Below are 17,716 nucleotides of genomic sequence, written 5' to 3' on the forward strand. Positions count from 1 at the left end.
AGGCCCGGAACAAGGAGGCATCCATGCACAGGCTATATGCGTCCCGGCCGGAACGGTCACGCGGGCGGCAGATCCCCGAGCAGGAAAGCCACTTCCGCTCGTGCTTCCAGCGCGACCGCGACCGTATCATTCATTCCAGCGCCTTCAGGCGGCTCAAGCACAAGACCCAGGTTTTTGTCGAGCATGAGGGCGATTACTATCGCACCCGGCTGACCCATTCGATCGAGGTGGCGCAAGTGGCGCGGACGATCGCGGGCGCCCTTGGATTGACCCAGGAACTGACCGAGGCGATCGCGCTGGCGCACGATCTGGGCCACACGCCCTTTGGCCACACCGGCGAAGATGTGCTGGACGCGGTGATGAAGCCCTACGGCGGCTTCGATCACAACGCGCAGGCGCTGCGCATCGTCACCACGCTGGAGCAGCATTATGCCGAGTTCGACGGGCTGAACCTGACCTGGGAAACCCTTGAAGGCATTGCGAAACACAATGGCCCGGTGACGCCCCTTCCCGGCGATGGTCCGGTGGCCGGCGATTTGCCCTGGGCGCTGGCTGAGTACAACGCCCGCCACGATCTTGAGCTGCACACCCATGCCGGGGCCGAGGCACAGGTGGCGGCGATTGCCGACGACGTGGCCTATAACAATCATGACCTACACGACGGGCTGCGCGCCGGGCTGTTTAACGAAGACGATATCTGCGACCTGCCGGTCATCGGCGGCTGCTTCGCCGAGGTGGATCGCATATACCCGGGGCTGGAGGCCAAGCGCCGGCGCCACGAAGGCCTGCGGCGGGTTTTCGGCGTGATGGTGGCGGACGTGATCGACACCTCGGCGGCGCTGCTGGACGCCTCGGGGGCCGAGACGGTCGAGGACATCCGTGCGCTCGACGCGCCGGTGGTAAGGTTCTCGGCCGGGCTCTGGGCGGACATCCAGCAGATCCGCAGATTCCTGTTCGACCGGATGTACCGCGCGCCTTCGGTTATGGAGGTGCGGCGCAGCGTGGGGCAGGCGGTCGAGGACCTCTTCGCCAGCTACATGCAGGATCCGGGCCAGTTGCCCGCGGCCTGGCAGGATGCGCTGCATCCCTTGCCGGGCGACGAAACGCTGCGGGCGCGCGCGGTTTCGGATTACATCGCCGGAATGACCGACCGGTTCGCGCTTCAGGCACATGCAAAGCTGAAGGAAGAGGGCAGGACCTGAAGCCAAAGTCGGGCTCTTGTGGGTGGGACGGTGACGCATATGCGCATCGTCCTGACACATTTGCGCCGCTTGAAGAGGTTAACAGACGCGAATTAGGGTTGCGGAAAAACGATCCGAGGTCTGAACGTGGCGAGCCTGAATCGAATTTTCATGCAGAAGCAAAGCCGGATCCTGATCCGGACACTTCGGCCCGAGGCGCTGGACGCGGTCGAAATCTCGGGTGTCTGGGGCAAGAACCTCGGTTTCAAGAGCTACAAGTCACTGTATTTTCCCAAGCACGACATCTGCACGGGTCCGCTGCACGACGACGCCGGGCAGGTGATCCAATGCGATATCGTGCTGGCCAACCAGGTCTGGGAACATCTCGACCGGCCCTACAAGGCCATCGGTCACGTACGCGAGATGTTGCGCCCGGGCGGATATTTCTGGATCGCGGTTCCGTTTTTCGTGCCCTACCACGGCGCGCCGGTGGATTGCTCACGCTGGTCGGCGCGGGGGCTCGCGAACCTGTTGATCGAGGCCGGGTTTGCCAAGGACAATGTCGTGTCAGAGCAATGGGGAAACCGGGCGGCGGGGCTGCGCAACATCGTGGGCAAGTGGCCACCCGTATACGACCGCGCGACAGACGATCTGGAAAATGACGACGCGTTCCCGATCTGCGCCTGGGCGCTGGCGCAGAAGGAAGGGTTCTGAGCGTCAGGCCGCGTTGCGGTAATGGCGGAGCACGTACAGCCGGATGGCCGATGCGAGGCCGCAGTCGGTGCCGCGGTCCTCGTCGATCTGGGCGGCCAAGGCATTGACCGGGCGGCCCTTTTGCAGGGCGATCTCGCGGAACGCACGCCAGAAGTCATCCTCGAGCGATACCGAGGTCCGGTGCCCGCGCAAGGTCAGCGATCGTTTTTTCGGCCTTCCGTTCATCATGAGCCCATCTTCCAATTTTCCTGACCGGTCCGCACGGCATGGCGACCCTTCCGAACCGCCCGAGGATCAGAGCGGGTCGGCGAAGGCCTCATCGGGTCCGGCATTGAATGTCAATCAAGCCCATTACTCTTGAAATAACTTTAAGGCGATCCGGCGTCGGGATCGGTATCTTCCGGTGGCATCTCGATCCGGCTTCCATCAAGGGTCGCGTCGCGTTGCCGGTTCTCGGCTTCGTCGGCCTTTTTGCGCGCCGCGTTGCGGCCGAACCGGACCGCGTTTTCATCCGCCTGTGCCCTCGATGCCTTGCGCGCCCGCTGCTTGCGGACCTGGTTGAGATTGATGATCTTTGCCGACACGGGTGATGCCTCCAATTGACCAAAATCCTAGCATCTCGGCGGGCATCGTCAAATCAATCCCCGACACGAAGACGTCGTGCCGGGGATCGCGATACTACCTGGGGCCGACCATGTCCTCGGGGCGGACCACCCGATCGAAGGTTTCCTCATCGACGAAGCCCAGCGCGATGGCTTCTTCCTTCAGGGTCGTCTTGTTCTTGTGCGCGGTCTTGGCGACCTTGGTGGCGTTGTCGTAACCGATCTCGGGCGCCAGCGCCGTCACCAGCATCAGGCTTTCGCGCATCAGCTTTTCGATCCGGTCGCGGTCGGCCTCGAGCCCCACCACGAGGTTGTCGGTGAAGGCCGAGGCCGCATCGCCCAGAAGCTGCATGCTCTGCAGCACGTTGTAGGCCATCATCGGCTTGTACACGTTCAGTTCGAAATGACCCTGCGAGCCCGCGAAACCGACGGCCGCGTCATTGCCGAAGACATGCGCGCAGACCTGGGTGAGCGCCTCGCACTGGGTCGGATTGACCTTGCCGGGCATGATCGAGCTGCCCGGTTCGTTCTCGGGCAGGATCAGCTCGCCCAGGCCGCAGCGCGGGCCGGAGCCCAGCAGGCGGATGTCGTTGGCGATCTTGAACAGCGAGGCTGCGACCACCTTGAGCGCGCCGGACATTTCGACCATGGCGTCATGGGCGGCCAGCGCCTCGAACTTGTTGGGGGCGGTGACGAAGGGCAGGCCGGTGATCTCGGCCATGTGTTTCGCCACGGTCTCGCCCCAGCCCTCGGGCGTGTTCAGCCCGGTGCCGACGGCGGTGCCGCCCTGCGCCAGTTCGTAGATCCGGCCCAGCGCGTCCTTGACCCGCTGGATGCCCATGGCGATCTGGTGGGTGTAGCCGCCGAATTCCTGGCTCAGCGTCAACGGCGTGGCGTCCTGGGTGTGGGTGCGGCCGATCTTGATGATGCCGTCGAACTCCTCGACCTTCTTCTGCATCGCGGCGTGCAGCTTCTCGAGCCCCGGGATCAGCACGTCATGCGCGGTCATCGCGGTGGCGATATGCATGGCGGTGGGGAAGGTGTCGTTGGAGGACTGCCCCATGTTGCAGTGATCGTTGGGGTGGACGGGGTCCTTCGATCCCTTTTCGCCGCCGAGGATCTCGATGGCGCGGTTCGAGATCACCTCGTTCGAATTCATGTTGGACTGGGTGCCCGAGCCGGTCTGCCAGACCACCAGCGGGAAGTTGTCGTCGAACTTGCCCTCATACACCTCGCCCGCGGCCTGGATGATCGCCTCGGCCAGCCGGTCGTCGAGCTTGCCGAGATCGCGGTTGGCGATGGCGCAGGCCTTCTTGATGACACCCAGCGCGCGGACGATGGCGATGGGCTGTTTTTCCCATCCAATCGGAAAGTTCAGGATCGAGCGCTGCGTCTGCGCGCCCCAGTACTTGTCTGCGGGGACCTCAAGCGGGCCAAAGCTGTCGGTTTCGGTGCGGGTCTCGCTCATCGGGGCGCTCCTATGCGGGTTTGCGCCTTCAATACCGCAAATGAGGCGGAGATCAACGGTGTATACCATGGAATACCGCGCTGTTGGCGGTAACAAGAGGCGGGGGTGTCCTCAAGCGTCCCGGACCTGATCCGGGGCCTCGCAATCACGTTGGCCGCGGAGGTCCCGGATCAAGTCCGGGACTGCGGTGCGGGCAAGGCAGCCGTTACTTGCGGAAGCTGTCGAGGCTCACGACCTCGGCGTCATGCGGGGCGTCCTTGTCGGTCCCGGCCTCGGGCGTGTCCTCGTCCGGCAGGGCGGCCAGCGGCGGGTCTTCGTCGTCCTGGGTCTCGAAGCGCAGGCCGAATTCGACGGACGGGTCCACGAAGGTCTTGATCGCGTCGTAGGGGATGTACAGCGGCTCGGGCGCATCGCCGAAATTCAGCGTGACCGAAAAGCCTTCGCTGGCCACATCGAGGTTCTCGTACCAGTGCTGCATCACCACCGTCATGTCCTGCGGGTAACGCTCGGCCAGCCACTGGGCCATTTCGACCTCGGGGTGGGTGGTATCGAAGGTGATGAAGAAGTGATGCTCGCCCGGCAGGCCGTCCCGTGCAACACCTTCCAGCACTTCACGAATAAGCCCCCGCATGGCGCGGTGCATGAGATTGCCATAGTCGATGCTGCTGGTCATGTCGTCTTCCCGGAAGGCATGAATCGATCATAGGGGATTCGGGCCGAAACAAAAGAGCCTGCCGACCACCACGTTTACAAACCGCCCTCCGAGGCCGGCCCTGCGGCACGGTGCCGCTTATCCACAGGTAATTGCCACAAATGCCGTGACGATGCGTTAATGTTCCGGTAATGTTCTGGCAATGGCCGGGCGCGGCCGATTGTTTTTCGCGCCCGCATGACTAACTGTCCCGGGGACAGCGTTGGGGGTTTCATGGCCGAGTTGAAGCATATCGAGGTGCGCGGTGCGCGCGAGCATAATCTCAAGGGGATCGATGTCGATATCCCGCGCGATCAGCTCGTGGTGATTACCGGGCTGTCGGGGTCGGGGAAATCCTCGCTCGCCTTCGATACGATCTATGCCGAGGGCCAGCGCCGCTATGTCGAGTCGCTGTCGGCCTATGCGCGGCAATTCCTCGACATGATGGAGAAGCCCGACGTCGATCACATATCCGGCCTCAGCCCGGCGATCTCGATCGAGCAGAAGACCACGTCCAAGAACCCGCGGTCGACCGTCGGCACCGTCACCGAGATCTACGACTACCTTCGGCTTCTGTTCGCCCGCGCCGGTACGCCTTACTCACCTGCCACCGGCAAGCCGATCGAGGCGCAGCAGGTGCAGGACATGGTCGACCGGGTCATGACGCTGGAGGAGGGCACGCGTGGCTATCTGCTGGCGCCGATCATCCGCGACCGCAAGGGCGAGTACCGCAAGGAGTTCCTCGAGTTGCGTAAGCAGGGGTTTCAGCGGGTCAAGGTCGACGGCGCCTTCTACGAGCTGGACGAGCCGCCGACGCTGGACAAGAAGTACCGTCACGATATCGACGTGGTGGTGGACCGGATCGTGGTGCGCGAGGGGCTGGAGACGCGCCTGGCCGACAGCTTCCGCACCGCGCTGGACCTCGCTGACGGCATCGCCATCCTCGAGACCGCGCCGCGCGACGACGAGGACCCGGAGCGCATCACGTTCTCCGAGAACTTTGCCTGCCCGGTGTCGGGCTTCACCATCCCCGAGATCGAGCCGCGGCTGTTTTCCTTCAACGCGCCCTTCGGGGCCTGCCCCGAGTGCGATGGCCTCGGCATGGAGTTGTTCTTCGACGAACGCCTCGTGGTGCCGGATGCCACGCTGAAGATCTATGACGGTGCGCTGGCCCCTTGGCGTAAGGGGAAGAGCCCGTATTTCCTGCAAACCATCGAGGCGCTGGCGAAACACTACGAATTCGACAAGAACACCCGCTGGAAGGATCTGCCGGCCTATGTGCAGCAGGTCTTCCTTTACGGTTCCGGCGACGAGGAGATCGAGTTCCGCTATGACGAGGGCGGGCGGGTCTACCAGATCAGCCGTGTCTTCGAAGGCGTCATCCCCAACATGGAACGCCGCTACCGCGAAACGGATTCGAACTGGATTCGCGAGGAATTCGAACGCTATCAGAACAACCGCGCCTGCCACACCTGCGGCGGCTATCGCCTGCGGGACGAGGCGCTGGCGGTCAAGATCGGGCCGTCCGACGACCCTGAGAAGCTGCTGCACGTCGGCCAGGTGGTGCAGATGTCGATCCGCGAGGCCTTTGACTGGTGCAAGGAGGTGCCCAACCACCTGAGCCCGCAGAAGACCGAGATCGCCCGCGCCATCCTCAAGGAAATCCGCGAGCGGCTGGGCTTCCTGAACAACGTCGGGCTGGAATACCTGACGCTGAGCCGCAATGCCGGCACCTTGTCGGGCGGCGAAAGCCAGAGGATTCGGCTGGCGTCACAGATCGGCTCGGGCCTGACTGGTGTGCTTTATGTGCTGGACGAACCTTCCATCGGGCTGCACCAGCGCGACAACGACCGCTTGCTTGGCACCCTGAAGAACCTGCGCGATCAGGGCAACACGGTGATCGTGGTCGAACATGATGAAGAGGCGATCCGTGAGGCGGATTACGTCTTCGACATCGGTCCCGGGGCCGGGGTGCACGGCGGACAGGTGGTCAGCCACGGGACGCCGGATCATGTCTGCCGCGACCCCGCGTCGCTGACCGGGCAGTACCTCAGCGGCCAGCGCGAGATTGCGGTGCCGAGCGTCCGGCGCAAGGGCAACAAGAAGGCGGTCACCGTGGTCAAGGCCACCGGCAACAACCTGCAAGACGTCACCGCCAAGTTCCCGCTGGGCAAGTTCGTCTGCGTCACCGGCGTGTCGGGCGGCGGCAAGTCGACGCTGACCATTGAGACGCTGTTCAAGACCGCCTCGATGCGGCTGAACGGCGCGCGCCAGACGCCGGCGCCTTGCGAGACGATCAAGGGGCTGGAACACCTCGACAAGGTGATCGACATCGACCAGCGGCCTATTGGGCGCACGCCACGTTCGAACCCGGCTACCTATACCGGGGCATTCACACCGATCCGCGACTGGTTTGCCGGTCTGCCCGAGGCCAAGGCGCGCGGCTACAAGCCGGGCCGCTTCAGCTTCAACGTCAAGGGCGGCCGCTGCGAGGCGTGTCAGGGCGACGGTGTCATCAAGATCGAGATGCACTTCCTGCCGGACGTCTATGTCGAATGCGAAACCTGCAAGGGCGCGCGCTACAACCGCGAGACTCTGGAGATCAAGTTCAAGGGCAGGAGCATCGCCGACGTGCTCGACATGACGGTGGAAGAGGCGCAGGAGTTCTTCAAGGCCGTGCCGTCGATCCGCGACAAAATGGATGCGCTGATGCGCGTGGGTCTCGGCTATATCAAGGTCGGCCAGCAGGCGACGACGCTTTCGGGCGGCGAGGCGCAGCGTGTGAAACTGTCGAAGGAGCTTGCGAAACGTTCGACCGGGCGGACGCTCTATATCCTCGACGAGCCGACGACGGGCCTGCACTTCGAGGATGTGCGCAAGCTGCTGGAGGTGCTGCACGAGTTGGTGGACCAAGGCAACACGGTAGTGGTGATCGAACACAACCTCGATGTGGTAAAGACCGCCGACTGGATCATCGACATCGGGCCCGAAGGCGGCGACGGCGGTGGCCGGATCGTGGCCGAAGGCACGCCGGAAAAGGTGGCCGAGATGGCCGAGAGTCACACCGGGCATTACCTGAAACCGATGCTGAAACCGCAGAAGGTGGCGGCGGAGTAGTTAATTCTTCGTTAAAACATTCCGAGTGGGTTGTTTGGAAGTTGGTGCTCCCGTCCAATAGAAGTCTGAACAGACTTTCTGAAGGATGTGATGGGTACTATTTGGATCATTAAAGACGACGAAACAAAACAGTGCGACGAGACTTTTGAGGGCGTACCTCTTGCCGAGATGCAAAAGGAGCTCAAAAAACTTGGTGCCAAGGTTCTCGCCGCCGAGAAACGACAAGATTGTGTTGTTTATCCACGCGTATGCGGCGCGCCGACCGGGCAGGTCAATGCGTATGAGATCTCTCAATCCGATTGGGAGAAGGTGCAGAAAGGCTTTGTCGGTCCGAACGGTTTCAGACCTTGGACCTGCGACGAAGACAGTTCTGACCAAGCTACGATGTTCGGCGGCGAGATCCCTTGGCCGCTTGTGGCGCAATTCGCCCGCTCGACAGGCGCTTATTCGAATCCCGTATTGGTGCGTGAACTTATTGGACGCGATAGTCGTTGTTATGAATATGGTGCGGCCATTAAGAAAGATATTCAGACCTGATCGGGTGAATATTGTGACCAAAAAGGGGTCGCAGCGGATAAAGGATATCTGGTTCGGATAGGGACGTTGCACAAGCGATAACGGGGCGTCAGAAGAACGCCCGGTTGGTCAGATGCGTCACGTCCTCCAGCACCTTGCGCGTGCCGTATTCCACCCGGTACACCCGGTTCTCGACGCGATAATAGTGCCACCCGTCACCGACCGGCGGAAGGCCGTAGCGGCTGCGGTTCATCAGCATGGTGTATTCGTCGGGCAGAATGTCCCCGATCTCGACCGGCGGCGCGCGACGCGGAGCTTTCTTGAACACGATGCTGTCGCGGCTGATGTAGTTGTCGCCGGGCGTCACGCATTTGGTCGCGGTGACCATGCAGGCCTGGGCGGACACGGGCAATGACACCAGCATGGCGAAGACCGCGGCACGCCGCAGTCTTGCCAAGTGGGGTATCAGGGTCGTGATCGGCACGTCGCCCATCTTAATGCAGCCTGTCATATGCGCCAAGCCTTACGGCTTCAGCCTTTTTCCACCAGCGGGGCGGGGGCAATGGCGGCAATGCGCAGCAGTTGCATCATTTCGTAGGCCTTTGACGGCATCAGCCAGACCTCGCCGTCAACGGCCGCGTAGTAATGATCGGCGGGCGGTTCGGGCAGGTCATATGCCGCGCCCAAGCCGTCGTGACCCATGACCGACATGATGTCGAGATCGTCGACCTCGTAGACCTCGATCTCGTCCAGCCCGCGCAGCAGGCGGATGCGCTGATAGTTTTCATCATCCAGCAGCACCGGTCGGCCGTCGACGACGACATAGGCGTGATCTTCCGGGGCAGGGTCGAGGTCGAAGATCTCGATGATGCGATCCTGGCTCAGGGCGAAGTCATTGACGAAGGGGTCGCGGTCGTCCTCGTCCTCGATCTCTTCGAGTTCGAATTCGTACTCCCGCTCGATCTCGACATCCAGATCGCGCTGGCGCTCGATCAGGGCGGCGCGCAGTTCGTCATCGTTGCGGGTGGCCCATTCCTCGGCGGTCACGCCCTTCTTGGCCTGTCCCGGCGGAACGCAGGGGATGGTCTTGTCGGCAAGACCCGGGGGGCAGTCGATCAGGATGTCGGCCAGTCCGGCCGTGCCCAGTACCGCCAGCGGCACGCCCAGACCGGAAAGGCGCGACAGCGCCTGACGGGTGAATTCGGCGTCGCCGTCGATTTCGACCTTGGCCGATCCGTCCTTAGTCTCGATCTTGGCCTTGTTCTTGCCGTCCTTGATCTCGACCTTGGCGTTAGCGTCCTTGCGCTTGACCTTGATCTTGGCCTTCTGCTGCTTGTCCTTCTTCGCCTTTTTGGCCTTCTTGGCTTTGGCCTTTTTCTTCGCCTTCTTCTTGGCCTTGTCCTTCCCCTTGCCCTCGTTCTTGGCAAGGTGAAGTCCCTCGACCGCGACCGAAAGCGCATCCGCCTCGGGCAGCATCACGGGGGCGGCATGGGCCGCGGCGGGCAGGCTCAGCATCGCGGCGAGGGCGAGGGGAGAGATGAAACGGGTCATGGTGGTCCTCTGCGTCATTTGCCAATCAACGCCCGACCACCACGCCCTGTTCCTTAACCGCGCCCCCGGCTTTCAAAGCGCGGCAACATGGCCGAAAAGTCGCGGCCCAAGCCGTCCTCGGCCTCGACGAACTGCGCATAGAGGTCGCGCGCGGCCTGTCCCATCGGCGTGTCGGCGTCCACCGCTTCGGCCGCCTGCTGGGCAAGGCGCAGGTCCTTGAGCATCAGGTCGGCGGCAAACCCCGGCTTGTAATCGTTGTCTGCCGGGCTTTGCGGGCCGATGCCGGGGGCGGGGCAATAGGCGTTCATCGACCAGCTGTAACCCGAAGAGGTCGAGACCACGTCGAACATCGCCTGCCGGTCCAGCCCCAGCTTGTCGGCCAGCGCGAAGGCTTCGCAGGTGGCGATCATGGTGACGCCGAGGATCATGTTGTTGCAAATCTTGGCGGCCTGACCGTTGCCCGAGGGACCGCAGAGCACGGCCTTCTGGCCCATCACGTCGAACAGGTCCTTGACCGCGGCAAAGCCCATGTCGGTGCCGCCCACCATGAAGGTCAGCGTGCCTGCCGCGGCGCCGGTAATGCCGCCGGACACCGGTGCATCCAGCGGCTCCAGCCCGGCCCCGCGGGCGTCTTCCGCCACTGCGCGGGCGCTCTCCACGTCGACGGTCGAGCAGTCGAGGAACACCGCGCCCTTGTCCATCGCCGGGATGACCTCGGCCGCGACGGACCGCAGGATGTCGCCATTGGGCAGCATGGTGATCACCACCTCGCGGCCCCTCGCGGCCTCGGCGGCAGAGCTTGCCTGCGCGACGCCTTCGATCTCGACGCCAGCGGTGTCGAAGCCGGTGACCTCGTGGCCGGCCTTGGCAAGGTTGGCGGCCATCGGTCCGCCCATGTTGCCCAACCCGATAAATCCGATTTTCATGGTGTCATTCCTCTGTGAATGTCAGCTTGTCGTCGCCCAGGGGCATCAGCATCTGCGAGACACGCAGGCCCTTGAGATCATGCAGGTCGTCTTTCCACTGCGGGTTGCGGTCGCGGTCGATGATCGCGGCGCGGATGCCTTCGATGAAATCGCCATGCTCCATCGCACGCCATGTGAACCGGAACTCGGTCTCCAGCGCGCGGCGGATGGTGGCGCCGGGGCCACGGAGGCGGTGTATCATTTCCAGCGCGCAGCCCATGGCGAGCGGCGAGTTGCGCTTCAGAAGCTTGAGCGCCTCGGCGGCGAACTCGGTCTCGGAATGCTCCAGCGCGTTCAGCACGTCGCGCAGGGTCTCGCCACCGAACAGGTCGTCGATTTGCGCCTGCTGCGCCGCAAGGTGACTGTCGGGCGGCGAAAGCGCGGCCTTGTCGACCAATGCCCAATCGCCGGTGCGCTCCAGCGTCTTGATCAGGTCGGGCCAGCCCTCGCGGGGGATGTAATAATCGGCGAACCCGGCATGGATGGCATCGCCCGGGCCCATCCGCGTGCCGGTCAGCCCGAGGTATTCGCCCAACCGCCCCGGTGCCTGCGCCAGCAGCAGCGAGCCGCCGACGTCGGGCACCAGCCCGATGGAACACTCCGGCATGGCGATCCGGGCGCTGTCGTCCACCACCCGGTGCGAGCCGTGACCTGCGACACCGACGCCGCCGCCCATGCAGTAGCCCTGAATGAAGACCGCGACCGGTTTGGGAAACTCGGCCATGCGCGCGTTCATGTGGTATTCGTCGCGCCAGAAGCGGCGGCCGTAGTCATAGTCACCCTTCGTGCCGCTGGCATACATCTCGGCGATGTCGCCGCCCGAGCAGAAGGCCTTGTCGCCCTCGGCGTCGATCACCAGCATGGCGATGTCGTCGTCCGTGGCCCAGTCCTTCAGCGCGGCGTCGATGGCAAGGCACATCTCGTAGGTCAGCGCGTTCAGCGCCTTGGGCCGGGTCAGGGTGATACGGCCAGTGCGGCCGGTCTTGCGGATGGAAATGTCGGTCATCGGTTCTTCAGCAGGTCGCGCGCCACGATCAGGCGCATGATTTCGTTGGTGCCTTCCAGGATCTGGTGCACGCGCAGGTCGCGCACAAGCTTCTCGATGCCATAGTCGGCCAGATAGCCATAGCCGCCGTGCAGTTGCAGGCACTGGTCGACGACCTTGCTGCCGGTTTCGGTGACGAACTTCTTGGCCATGGCACAGAACATGGTGGCGTCGGGAGCCTTGGTGTCCAGCTTCCATGCGGCCTGACGCAGGAAGACCCGCGCGGCCTGCAGCTCGATCTCCATCTCGGCGAGGCGGAACTGCAACGCCTGGAACTGGTCGATCGACTGGCCGAAGGCCTTGCGTTCGCCCATGTATTCCAGCGTCTGGGTCAGTGCGGTCTGCGCCGCGCCCAGCGAGCAGGCCGAGATATTCAGCCGGCCGCCGTCAAGCCCCGCCATGGCGTACTTGAAGCCGTGACCCTCTTGACCGACGAGGTTGTCCGCCGGCACCGCGCAATCGTCGAACTGCACCTGCCGCGTCGGTTGGCTGCGCCAGCCCATCTTCTCTTCCAGACCACCGAAGCTGAGACCGTCGGCGCCGTCGTCGACGATCACGGTGGAAACACCCTTCGGGCCGTCCTCACCGGTGCGGCACATGGTGATATAGGCGTCCGCATAGCCGCCGCCCGAGATGAAGGCCTTGGTGCCGGTCAGCCGGTAGCCCTCGTTGGTCTTGACCGCCTTGGTCTTCAGCGCCGCGGCGTCCGAGCCGGAGCCGGGCTCGGTCAGGCAATAGGCGAGGAAGCACTCGAGGCCGGTGACTTTCGGCAGGTAGCGGGCCTTGAGATCGTCGGAGCCGAAGGTGTCGATCATCTTGGCGCACATGTTGTGGATCGACAGGAAGGCCGCGACCGAGGGGCAGGCCATGGACAGCGCCTCGAACACAAGTGTCGCATCGAGACGGCTGAGGCCGGAGCCGCCGCTGTCTTCCGAGACGTAGAGACCGCCGAAGCCAAGTTCGCCGATCTGTGGCCAAAGCGCCTTCGGGATGCTGCCCTCGGCCTCCCACTGGCGGGCATGCGGCGCGATATGTTCCTGCCCGAAGGCATGGGCCATGTCGAAGATGGCGGTCTGTTCCTCGGTGAGTGCAAAATCCATACTGCGGCTCCCCCTCTGCCATGGAAATGAATGGTTGTTCAATTATCGCGGATCGGGCGTTCTGTTGCAAGGGTGAATCGGGGCGGAGCAGGCAGTCCTGCCGGTATGCCCGTCAAGGTGGAGGCCCCGGCGCGGGGCCGGGACGAGGGGCCGAAACCACCATTTCCCGGACCTGCTCCGGGATCTCATCATGCTACCCGAGCGCCGCCGCGCCGCAGGGGGTCAACTGATAGACCCCGCGCGACACCCGCTCGAACCAGCCGTAGTGATCGTCCGCCATGATCCGTGTTGCAGTCGTCACGCCGGTGCCGGCGCGGATCTCGGCGCATTTGGCCGGACCGGCCGCGCGCAGAAAGGCCGCGATCCGCAGCGCGTCCTGCCGGTAGGCCGTCACCAGCGGCCCCGACCGCGCCGCGCCGCCGAGGTTGGGGTCGCCCTCGCGGCGTGCGAATTCGCGCAGCAAGCGCTGTTTGCGGGACTTGACCTGACGCGGGCGATAGGGCGCGGGATCAAGGTGGATCTCGGTGTGGCCATCAGCAAGTCGCACGGTAATGAGGCCGAGACCGAGGCGACGGCACAACGCCTTGTTTTCCTTCAGCGCGCGCAGGAAACGTTTGCCGGCCAACCGGGGCACGGCGATGTACACGCAATCGGAGACCGACTGCCGCGCCACGGCCTGATGAAACAGCGTCAGCGCGAAGCCGGTCTTCAACTCCACGATCACCGGCTCTTCGCCGCCGCGCAAGGCCACCACGTCGGCGGCGCCGATCTCGGCCTTGACGGTATAGCCCTGCGATTCCAGCAGGGCCTTCACATGCGGATAGAGGTCGGTTTCCTTCACAGGTCGGCCCGGAAATCCTCGATCAGATGCGTGACCACCGCCCGCATCTGGGTGTCGTGGTCGGCACCCGCGGCCTCGGCCGACTGGCGCACCGCGCGCTGGCGCATGGACGATGTGCCCCGGTCAAGGATGCGCCGCATGTTGTGCAGCTCTTCGGTGCATTCCAGCGCCTCGGCATCCTCGGCCAGTAGGTCGATCAGCTCCTCGGTGAGTTCCGCCATCGGCACGATCTCGCCTCGGCCAAAGTCGATCAGCCCGTCCTCGATGCCGTAACGCTGCGCGCGCCAGCGGTTTTCAGAGATGAGGAAGCGGTCGTAGACCCGCCAGCGCTGGTTGGCGGTGCGCAGCCGCCAGAGCATGCGGGTGATGCACTGGATCACCGTGGCCAACGTCAGCGTGTCTTCCATCCGGGGGCAGACATCGCAGATCCGGGTTTCGAGCGTCGGAAACCGGTGGCTGGGGCGCAGGTCCCACCAGATCTTGGTGCTGTCTTCGATAAGTCCAAGGTCCACCAGCGCCTCGACCGAGCGGCGGTATTCGTCCCATGAACTCAGCGTCGGTGGCAACCCGGTGCGGGGCAGGGTGTCGAACACCGACAACCGGTACGAGGCAAGCCCGGTATCCTCGCCCTGCCAGAACGGTGACGAAGTCGACAGCGCCAACAGGTGCGGCAGGAAATAGCTGAGCTGGCTGAGCAGGTCGGCGCGCAACGCGTCATCGTCGAGGCCCACATGCACATGCATCCCGCAGATCAGCATCCGCCGCATCACGCCGCCCAGATCCTGCCGGATCTGGTTGTATCGTTCCTTGTCGGTGTGATGCTGTTTCTTCCAGTCCGCGAAGGGATGGCAAGAAGCGGCGATCGGCGCGGCGTTGTGCTTGGCGGCGCAGTCGGCGATGGTCTGGCGCAGGTGGCGCAGATCCGCACGGGCCTCGGCCACCGTGGCGCAGACGCCGGTGCCGATCTCGATCTGGCATTGCATGTACTCGGGGCTGACCTTGTCGGCGAGCGCCTCTTCACATTCCGCCATCATCGCTTCGGGCACCTCGATCAGCGCGCAGGTGTCGCGGTCGACCAGCAGGTATTCCTCTTCGATGCCGATGGTGAAATCCGGTTTCTGCATCGTCCTGCCCTCTTGCCGCCACTGAGTCCCGGTCCAACCCTGACACGAGCCGCGAGTTCCGCGCAATCTCAATGACATCCGCGGACAGTGGCCGGTTTCGTCAAAGCCGGTCCAGAGCCGTCGCATCGCAGCCGACGAAAGCCGCCGCCTCGTCCAGACCGCGGAAAACGTCGGCCGAGATGCCTTTGTAGTTCTGCAACATCGTGAGATACATCCGCGCCATCCCGAAAACCAAGTCGGATGGTGCCCAGACGCCGATCCGAATATCCTCGGATTGCTGGTAGAAGTCCGCGCGGGACGACGACATGCCCATCACCTGCGAAAAGTCGAGATCTATTTCAGTGACCCGGGACAGGTCGCACAGGCAATGCTGATCGGCGGATCGGTCGGGATCGGATTGCATGGCGTCAATATATTCCAGCATGAATGCGCTATCGACCCGGCCTTCAAACCGCAATAGCAACAGCCGATCGGCAACGTCGATATGATACCTGAAACTCACCAAGGCTCCCGCTGAATGCTGGTAATGGGTAAATTGACAGCGGTGGTGAAACGGTTTCCGTGCCGATGGGCCGGGCCGCCGGAAGCCTTCAATCGCCTCCGAATTATCGCCGCGAGCGTCGCCTAATTCTATCAAGGGGAGTTTACGGCCAAACTGAAAGCAAGATCAACCAATACAAGAGTTTCCGTTGGGGCAGTTACTCGTCACGCGTCGATTGCTGCGACTCGGCTTCGCGCTTCGGTGCCTGCTCAAGGAAGGCCAGGGCCTCGTCTTTGTCGCGGAACACCCCGATTTCCATGGTCTCGATCTTGGTCGCCAGCGAGGCATACATGCGTGCGCTGCCAAAAACCGGATCGCTCGGGGCCCAGATCGCCACGCGGCGATGGTTCAGCTTGCGATAGAAAGGCAGGCGGCGGGCTGCCATGCTGACCATCTGTGGGAAACTGATGTCTATCGTACTCGCCCTTGAGTAATCAATCAGAAGATCGTGATCGCCGATGGTCTGCGCAAACTGCCAATAGGCCAGAAACGCGCTTGCGCTTAAATCCCGCGTCACCCTGCCGGAATATCGCAGAATAACAAGACGTTCTTCCGCGTTTATTACGAATTTCCCAGAGTCCATCGCGTTCATGCCGCTGTTCCGTAGGAGGTTAAAGACACCGATGGTTGTATAAAAGCCGAAGGGCGTGACAAATGTCACGCCCTTCTTTTGGAATTCATTTCACAGATTAAGTAAGCGGGTTAATCCATCGCCTTGAAATTGAACTCTCCACCTTCCTTGATGCCCGAAAACCAGCGTGCGGTCACGGTTTTGGTCTTGGTATAGAACTTGAAGGCGTCCGGGCCGTACTGGTTCAGGTCTCCGAATGCGGATTTCTTCCACCCGCCGAAGCTGAAGTAGCTCAGCGGCACCGGGATCGGGAAGTTGATGCCAACCATGCCGACGTTCACCCGGTGGGCAAAGTCGCGCGCGGTGTCGCCGTCGCCGGTATAGATCGCGGTGCCGTTGCCGTAGGGATTGTCCATGGTCAGCTTCAGCGCTTCCTCATAGCTGCCGGCGCGAACCTGGCTGAGGACGGGGCCGAAGATTTCCTCTTTATAGATGTCCATGTCCGGCGTGACGTTGTCGAAAAGCGACGGCCCGATGAAATAGCCGTTCTCGTAGCCCTGGATCGAAAGGTCGCGACCGTCGCAGACCAGCTTTGCGCCCTGGTCGACGCCCGAGTTGATCAACCCGAGGATACGGTCTTTCGCCTGGGCGGTGATAACCGGGCCGTAATCCACGTCCTCGCCCGAGGTGTAGGGGCCGACTTTCAGCTTCTCGATGCGCGGCACAAGCTTTTCGATCAGCGCGTCGGCGGCCTCGTCGCCCACCGGCACCGCGACCGAAATCGCCATGCAGCGTTCACCCGCCGCGCCGAAACCGGCCCCGACCAGCGCGTCGGCGGCCTTGTCCATGTCGGCATCGGGCATGATGATCATGTGGTTCTTTGCACCGCCGAAGCACTGCGCCCGTTTGCCGTTCTCGGCCGCGCGGTGATAGATATAGTGCGCGATCGGGGTCGAGCCGACGAAGCCCACCGCCTGGATGGTGTCGTTGTCGAGGATCGCGTCCACGACCTCCTTGTCGCCGTTGACCACCTGCAGCACGCCATCGGGCAGCCCGGCTTCCTGCAGCAACTCGGCCAGCATCAGCGAGGTCGTCGGCACGCGCTCAGACGGTTTCAGGATCATCGCGTTGCCCGAAACGAGCGCCGGCGCCATTTTCCACATCGGGATCATGGCCGGAAAGTTGAAGGGCGTGATGCCCGCGACCACGCCCAGCGGCTGGCGCATGGAATACAGGTCGATGCCGGGGCCGCCATCGTCCATGAACTCGCCCTTCAGCATGTTCGGTGCGCCCATGCAAACCTCGACCACTTCCAGGCCGCGCTGCACATCGCCGCGGGCGTCGGGCAGGGTCTTGCCGTGTTCGCGGCTGACGGCCTCGGCCAGCTTGTCCATGTTTTCGTTGATCAGCGCACCAAATTTCATCATCACCCGCGCGCGGCGCTGCGGATTGGTGGCGCCCCATGCCTTCTGCGCCTCGGCGGCGCGGGCCACTGCGTCGTCCAGTTCGGCCTTGCTGGACAGTTTCACCTGTGCCTGCACCTCGCCGGTGGCGGGGTTCATCACGTCGGCGGTGCGCGATGAGGCGCTTTCGACCATCTGGCCGTCGATGAAGTTCTTGATGGTGTCCATGGTGTCCTCCTCGGGTGTCCGTTTGAGCGTGATCCTAGTCTTGCAATTTCCCCCGAGG

18 protein-coding genes are annotated in these 17,716 nt (G+C 63.2%); 4 read left to right on the top strand and 14 right to left on the bottom strand.

Features of this window, described 5'->3' with window-relative positions; genetic code table 11:
* Positions 1-23 precede the first annotated feature (23 nt).
* Both AC04PT_RS01940 and AC04PT_RS01945 read left to right on the top strand, forming a co-directional pair.
* Entirely contained in the window at positions 24-1,202 is a 1,179-nt protein-coding gene (locus tag AC04PT_RS01940; protein WP_482871805.1) for a deoxyguanosinetriphosphate triphosphohydrolase, read from the top strand.
* A gap of 150 nt (positions 1,203-1,352) precedes the next feature.
* Positions 1,353-1,895: a methyltransferase domain-containing protein gene (locus AC04PT_RS01945; RefSeq protein WP_482871806.1), complete on the top strand. Its 543-nt coding sequence runs from the start codon at positions 1,353-1,355 to the stop codon at positions 1,893-1,895.
* 3 nt (positions 1,896-1,898) lie between these two features.
* Here AC04PT_RS01945 and AC04PT_RS01950 read toward each other — a convergent pair whose 3' ends face one another.
* The 4 genes from AC04PT_RS01950 to AC04PT_RS01965 all read right to left on the bottom strand — a co-directional run bounded on the left by AC04PT_RS01950 (position 1,899) and on the right by AC04PT_RS01965 (position 4,638).
* Entirely contained in the window at positions 1,899-2,120 is a 222-nt protein-coding gene (locus AC04PT_RS01950) for a ribbon-helix-helix domain-containing protein (protein WP_482872430.1), read from the bottom strand.
* Positions 2,121-2,263: 143 nt separating this feature from the next.
* On the bottom strand, positions 2,264-2,479 hold the full coding sequence (locus AC04PT_RS01955; RefSeq protein ID WP_482871807.1) for a DUF4169 family protein: 216 nt from the start codon (positions 2,477-2,479) through the stop codon (positions 2,264-2,266).
* A 94-nt stretch (positions 2,480-2,573) separates the two neighbouring features.
* Complete coding sequence (gene fumC, locus AC04PT_RS01960) at positions 2,574-3,965, bottom strand: class II fumarate hydratase (RefSeq protein WP_482871808.1); 1,392 nt, start codon at positions 3,963-3,965, stop codon at positions 2,574-2,576.
* A gap of 205 nt (positions 3,966-4,170) precedes the next feature.
* On the bottom strand, positions 4,171-4,638 hold the full coding sequence (locus tag AC04PT_RS01965; protein ID WP_482871809.1) for an SspB family protein: 468 nt from the start codon (positions 4,636-4,638) through the stop codon (positions 4,171-4,173).
* Between the two features lie 252 nt (positions 4,639-4,890).
* Here AC04PT_RS01965 and uvrA point away from each other — a divergent pair, with 252 nt between their 5' ends.
* A complete protein-coding gene (gene uvrA, locus AC04PT_RS01970) occupies positions 4,891-7,773 on the top strand; it encodes an excinuclease ABC subunit UvrA (protein WP_482871810.1) in 2,883 nt (960 codons plus the stop codon).
* Between the two features lie 90 nt (positions 7,774-7,863).
* Entirely contained in the window at positions 7,864-8,310 is a 447-nt protein-coding gene (locus tag AC04PT_RS01975; protein ID WP_482871811.1) for a hypothetical protein, read from the top strand.
* Between the two features lie 88 nt (positions 8,311-8,398).
* On the opposite strand, the gene AC04PT_RS01980 is transcribed toward AC04PT_RS01975, so the two are convergent.
* The 10 genes from AC04PT_RS01980 to AC04PT_RS02025 form a co-directional block, all read right to left on the bottom strand.
* Positions 8,399-8,800, bottom strand: coding sequence for a hypothetical protein (locus AC04PT_RS01980; RefSeq protein WP_482871812.1), 402 nt, complete (start codon positions 8,798-8,800; stop codon positions 8,399-8,401).
* 20 nt (positions 8,801-8,820) lie between these two features.
* Positions 8,821-9,840 (bottom strand): hypothetical protein, encoded by a 1,020-nt coding sequence (locus tag AC04PT_RS01985; RefSeq protein WP_482871813.1) that lies wholly within the window; start codon positions 9,838-9,840, stop codon positions 8,821-8,823.
* Positions 9,841-9,893: 53 nt separating this feature from the next.
* Positions 9,894-10,766, bottom strand: a complete 873-nt coding sequence (mmsB, locus tag AC04PT_RS01990) for a 3-hydroxyisobutyrate dehydrogenase (RefSeq protein ID WP_482871814.1) — start codon at positions 10,764-10,766, stop codon at positions 9,894-9,896.
* A gap of 4 nt (positions 10,767-10,770) precedes the next feature.
* A complete protein-coding gene (locus AC04PT_RS01995; protein ID WP_482871815.1) occupies positions 10,771-11,811 on the bottom strand; it encodes an enoyl-CoA hydratase/isomerase family protein in 1,041 nt (346 codons plus the stop codon).
* The gene (locus AC04PT_RS02000) at positions 11,808-12,950 is read right to left on the bottom strand and encodes an acyl-CoA dehydrogenase family protein (protein WP_482871816.1); all 1,143 of its coding nucleotides are present in this window, start codon (positions 12,948-12,950) and stop codon (positions 11,808-11,810) included. The genes AC04PT_RS01995 and AC04PT_RS02000 overlap by 4 nt, the downstream gene beginning before the upstream one ends.
* A 193-nt stretch (positions 12,951-13,143) precedes the next feature.
* Positions 13,144-13,791: a DUF2161 domain-containing phosphodiesterase gene (locus tag AC04PT_RS02005; protein ID WP_482871817.1), complete on the bottom strand. Its 648-nt coding sequence runs from the start codon at positions 13,789-13,791 to the stop codon at positions 13,144-13,146.
* Positions 13,788-14,915 (bottom strand): carboxylate-amine ligase, encoded by a 1,128-nt coding sequence (locus AC04PT_RS02010; protein ID WP_482871818.1) that lies wholly within the window; start codon positions 14,913-14,915, stop codon positions 13,788-13,790. Before AC04PT_RS02010 ends, AC04PT_RS02005 begins: the two co-directional genes overlap by 4 nt.
* 100 nt (positions 14,916-15,015) lie before the next feature.
* The gene (locus AC04PT_RS02015; RefSeq protein ID WP_482871819.1) at positions 15,016-15,339 is read right to left on the bottom strand and encodes a hypothetical protein; all 324 of its coding nucleotides are present in this window, start codon (positions 15,337-15,339) and stop codon (positions 15,016-15,018) included.
* 274 nt (positions 15,340-15,613) lie between these two features.
* On the bottom strand, positions 15,614-16,048 hold the full coding sequence (locus AC04PT_RS02020) for a hypothetical protein (protein WP_482871820.1): 435 nt from the start codon (positions 16,046-16,048) through the stop codon (positions 15,614-15,616).
* A 110-nt stretch (positions 16,049-16,158) separates the two neighbouring features.
* On the bottom strand, positions 16,159-17,658 hold the full coding sequence (locus AC04PT_RS02025) for a CoA-acylating methylmalonate-semialdehyde dehydrogenase (protein ID WP_482871821.1): 1,500 nt from the start codon (positions 17,656-17,658) through the stop codon (positions 16,159-16,161).
* Positions 17,659-17,716 lie beyond the last annotated feature (58 nt).

Source organism: Litorisediminivivens sp. KMU-197 (assembly GCF_056858395.1).

Bases quoted from the DNA above. Each gene is read 5' to 3' on its own strand.
- AC04PT_RS01940 (WP_482871805.1), top strand. From the start codon at position 24: ATGCACAGGCTATATGCGTCCCGGCCGGAACGGTCACGCGGGCGGCAG.
- AC04PT_RS01945 (WP_482871806.1), top strand. From the start codon at position 1,353: ATGCAGAAGCAAAGCCGGATCCTGATCCGGACACTTCGGCCCGAGGCG.
- AC04PT_RS01950 (WP_482872430.1), bottom strand. From the start codon at position 2,120: ATGAACGGAAGGCCGAAAAAACGATCGCTGACCTTGCGCGGGCACCGG.
- fumC (WP_482871808.1), bottom strand. From the start codon at position 3,965: ATGAGCGAGACCCGCACCGAAACCGACAGCTTTGGCCCGCTTGAGGTC.
- AC04PT_RS01965 (WP_482871809.1), bottom strand. From the start codon at position 4,638: ATGACCAGCAGCATCGACTATGGCAATCTCATGCACCGCGCCATGCGG.
- uvrA (WP_482871810.1), top strand. From the start codon at position 4,891: ATGGCCGAGTTGAAGCATATCGAGGTGCGCGGTGCGCGCGAGCATAAT.
- AC04PT_RS01975 (WP_482871811.1), top strand. From the start codon at position 7,864: ATGGGTACTATTTGGATCATTAAAGACGACGAAACAAAACAGTGCGAC.
- AC04PT_RS01980 (WP_482871812.1), bottom strand. From the start codon at position 8,800: ATGACAGGCTGCATTAAGATGGGCGACGTGCCGATCACGACCCTGATA.
- AC04PT_RS01985 (WP_482871813.1), bottom strand. From the start codon at position 9,840: ATGACCCGTTTCATCTCTCCCCTCGCCCTCGCCGCGATGCTGAGCCTG.
- mmsB (WP_482871814.1), bottom strand. From the start codon at position 10,766: ATGAAAATCGGATTTATCGGGTTGGGCAACATGGGCGGACCGATGGCC.
- AC04PT_RS01995 (WP_482871815.1), bottom strand. From the start codon at position 11,811: ATGACCGACATTTCCATCCGCAAGACCGGCCGCACTGGCCGTATCACC.
- AC04PT_RS02000 (WP_482871816.1), bottom strand. From the start codon at position 12,950: ATGGATTTTGCACTCACCGAGGAACAGACCGCCATCTTCGACATGGCC.
- AC04PT_RS02010 (WP_482871818.1), bottom strand. From the start codon at position 14,915: ATGCAGAAACCGGATTTCACCATCGGCATCGAAGAGGAATACCTGCTG.
- AC04PT_RS02015 (WP_482871819.1), bottom strand. From the start codon at position 15,339: ATGCTGGAATATATTGACGCCATGCAATCCGATCCCGACCGATCCGCC.
- AC04PT_RS02020 (WP_482871820.1), bottom strand. From the start codon at position 16,048: ATGAACGCGATGGACTCTGGGAAATTCGTAATAAACGCGGAAGAACGT.
- AC04PT_RS02025 (WP_482871821.1), bottom strand. From the start codon at position 17,658: ATGGACACCATCAAGAACTTCATCGACGGCCAGATGGTCGAAAGCGCC.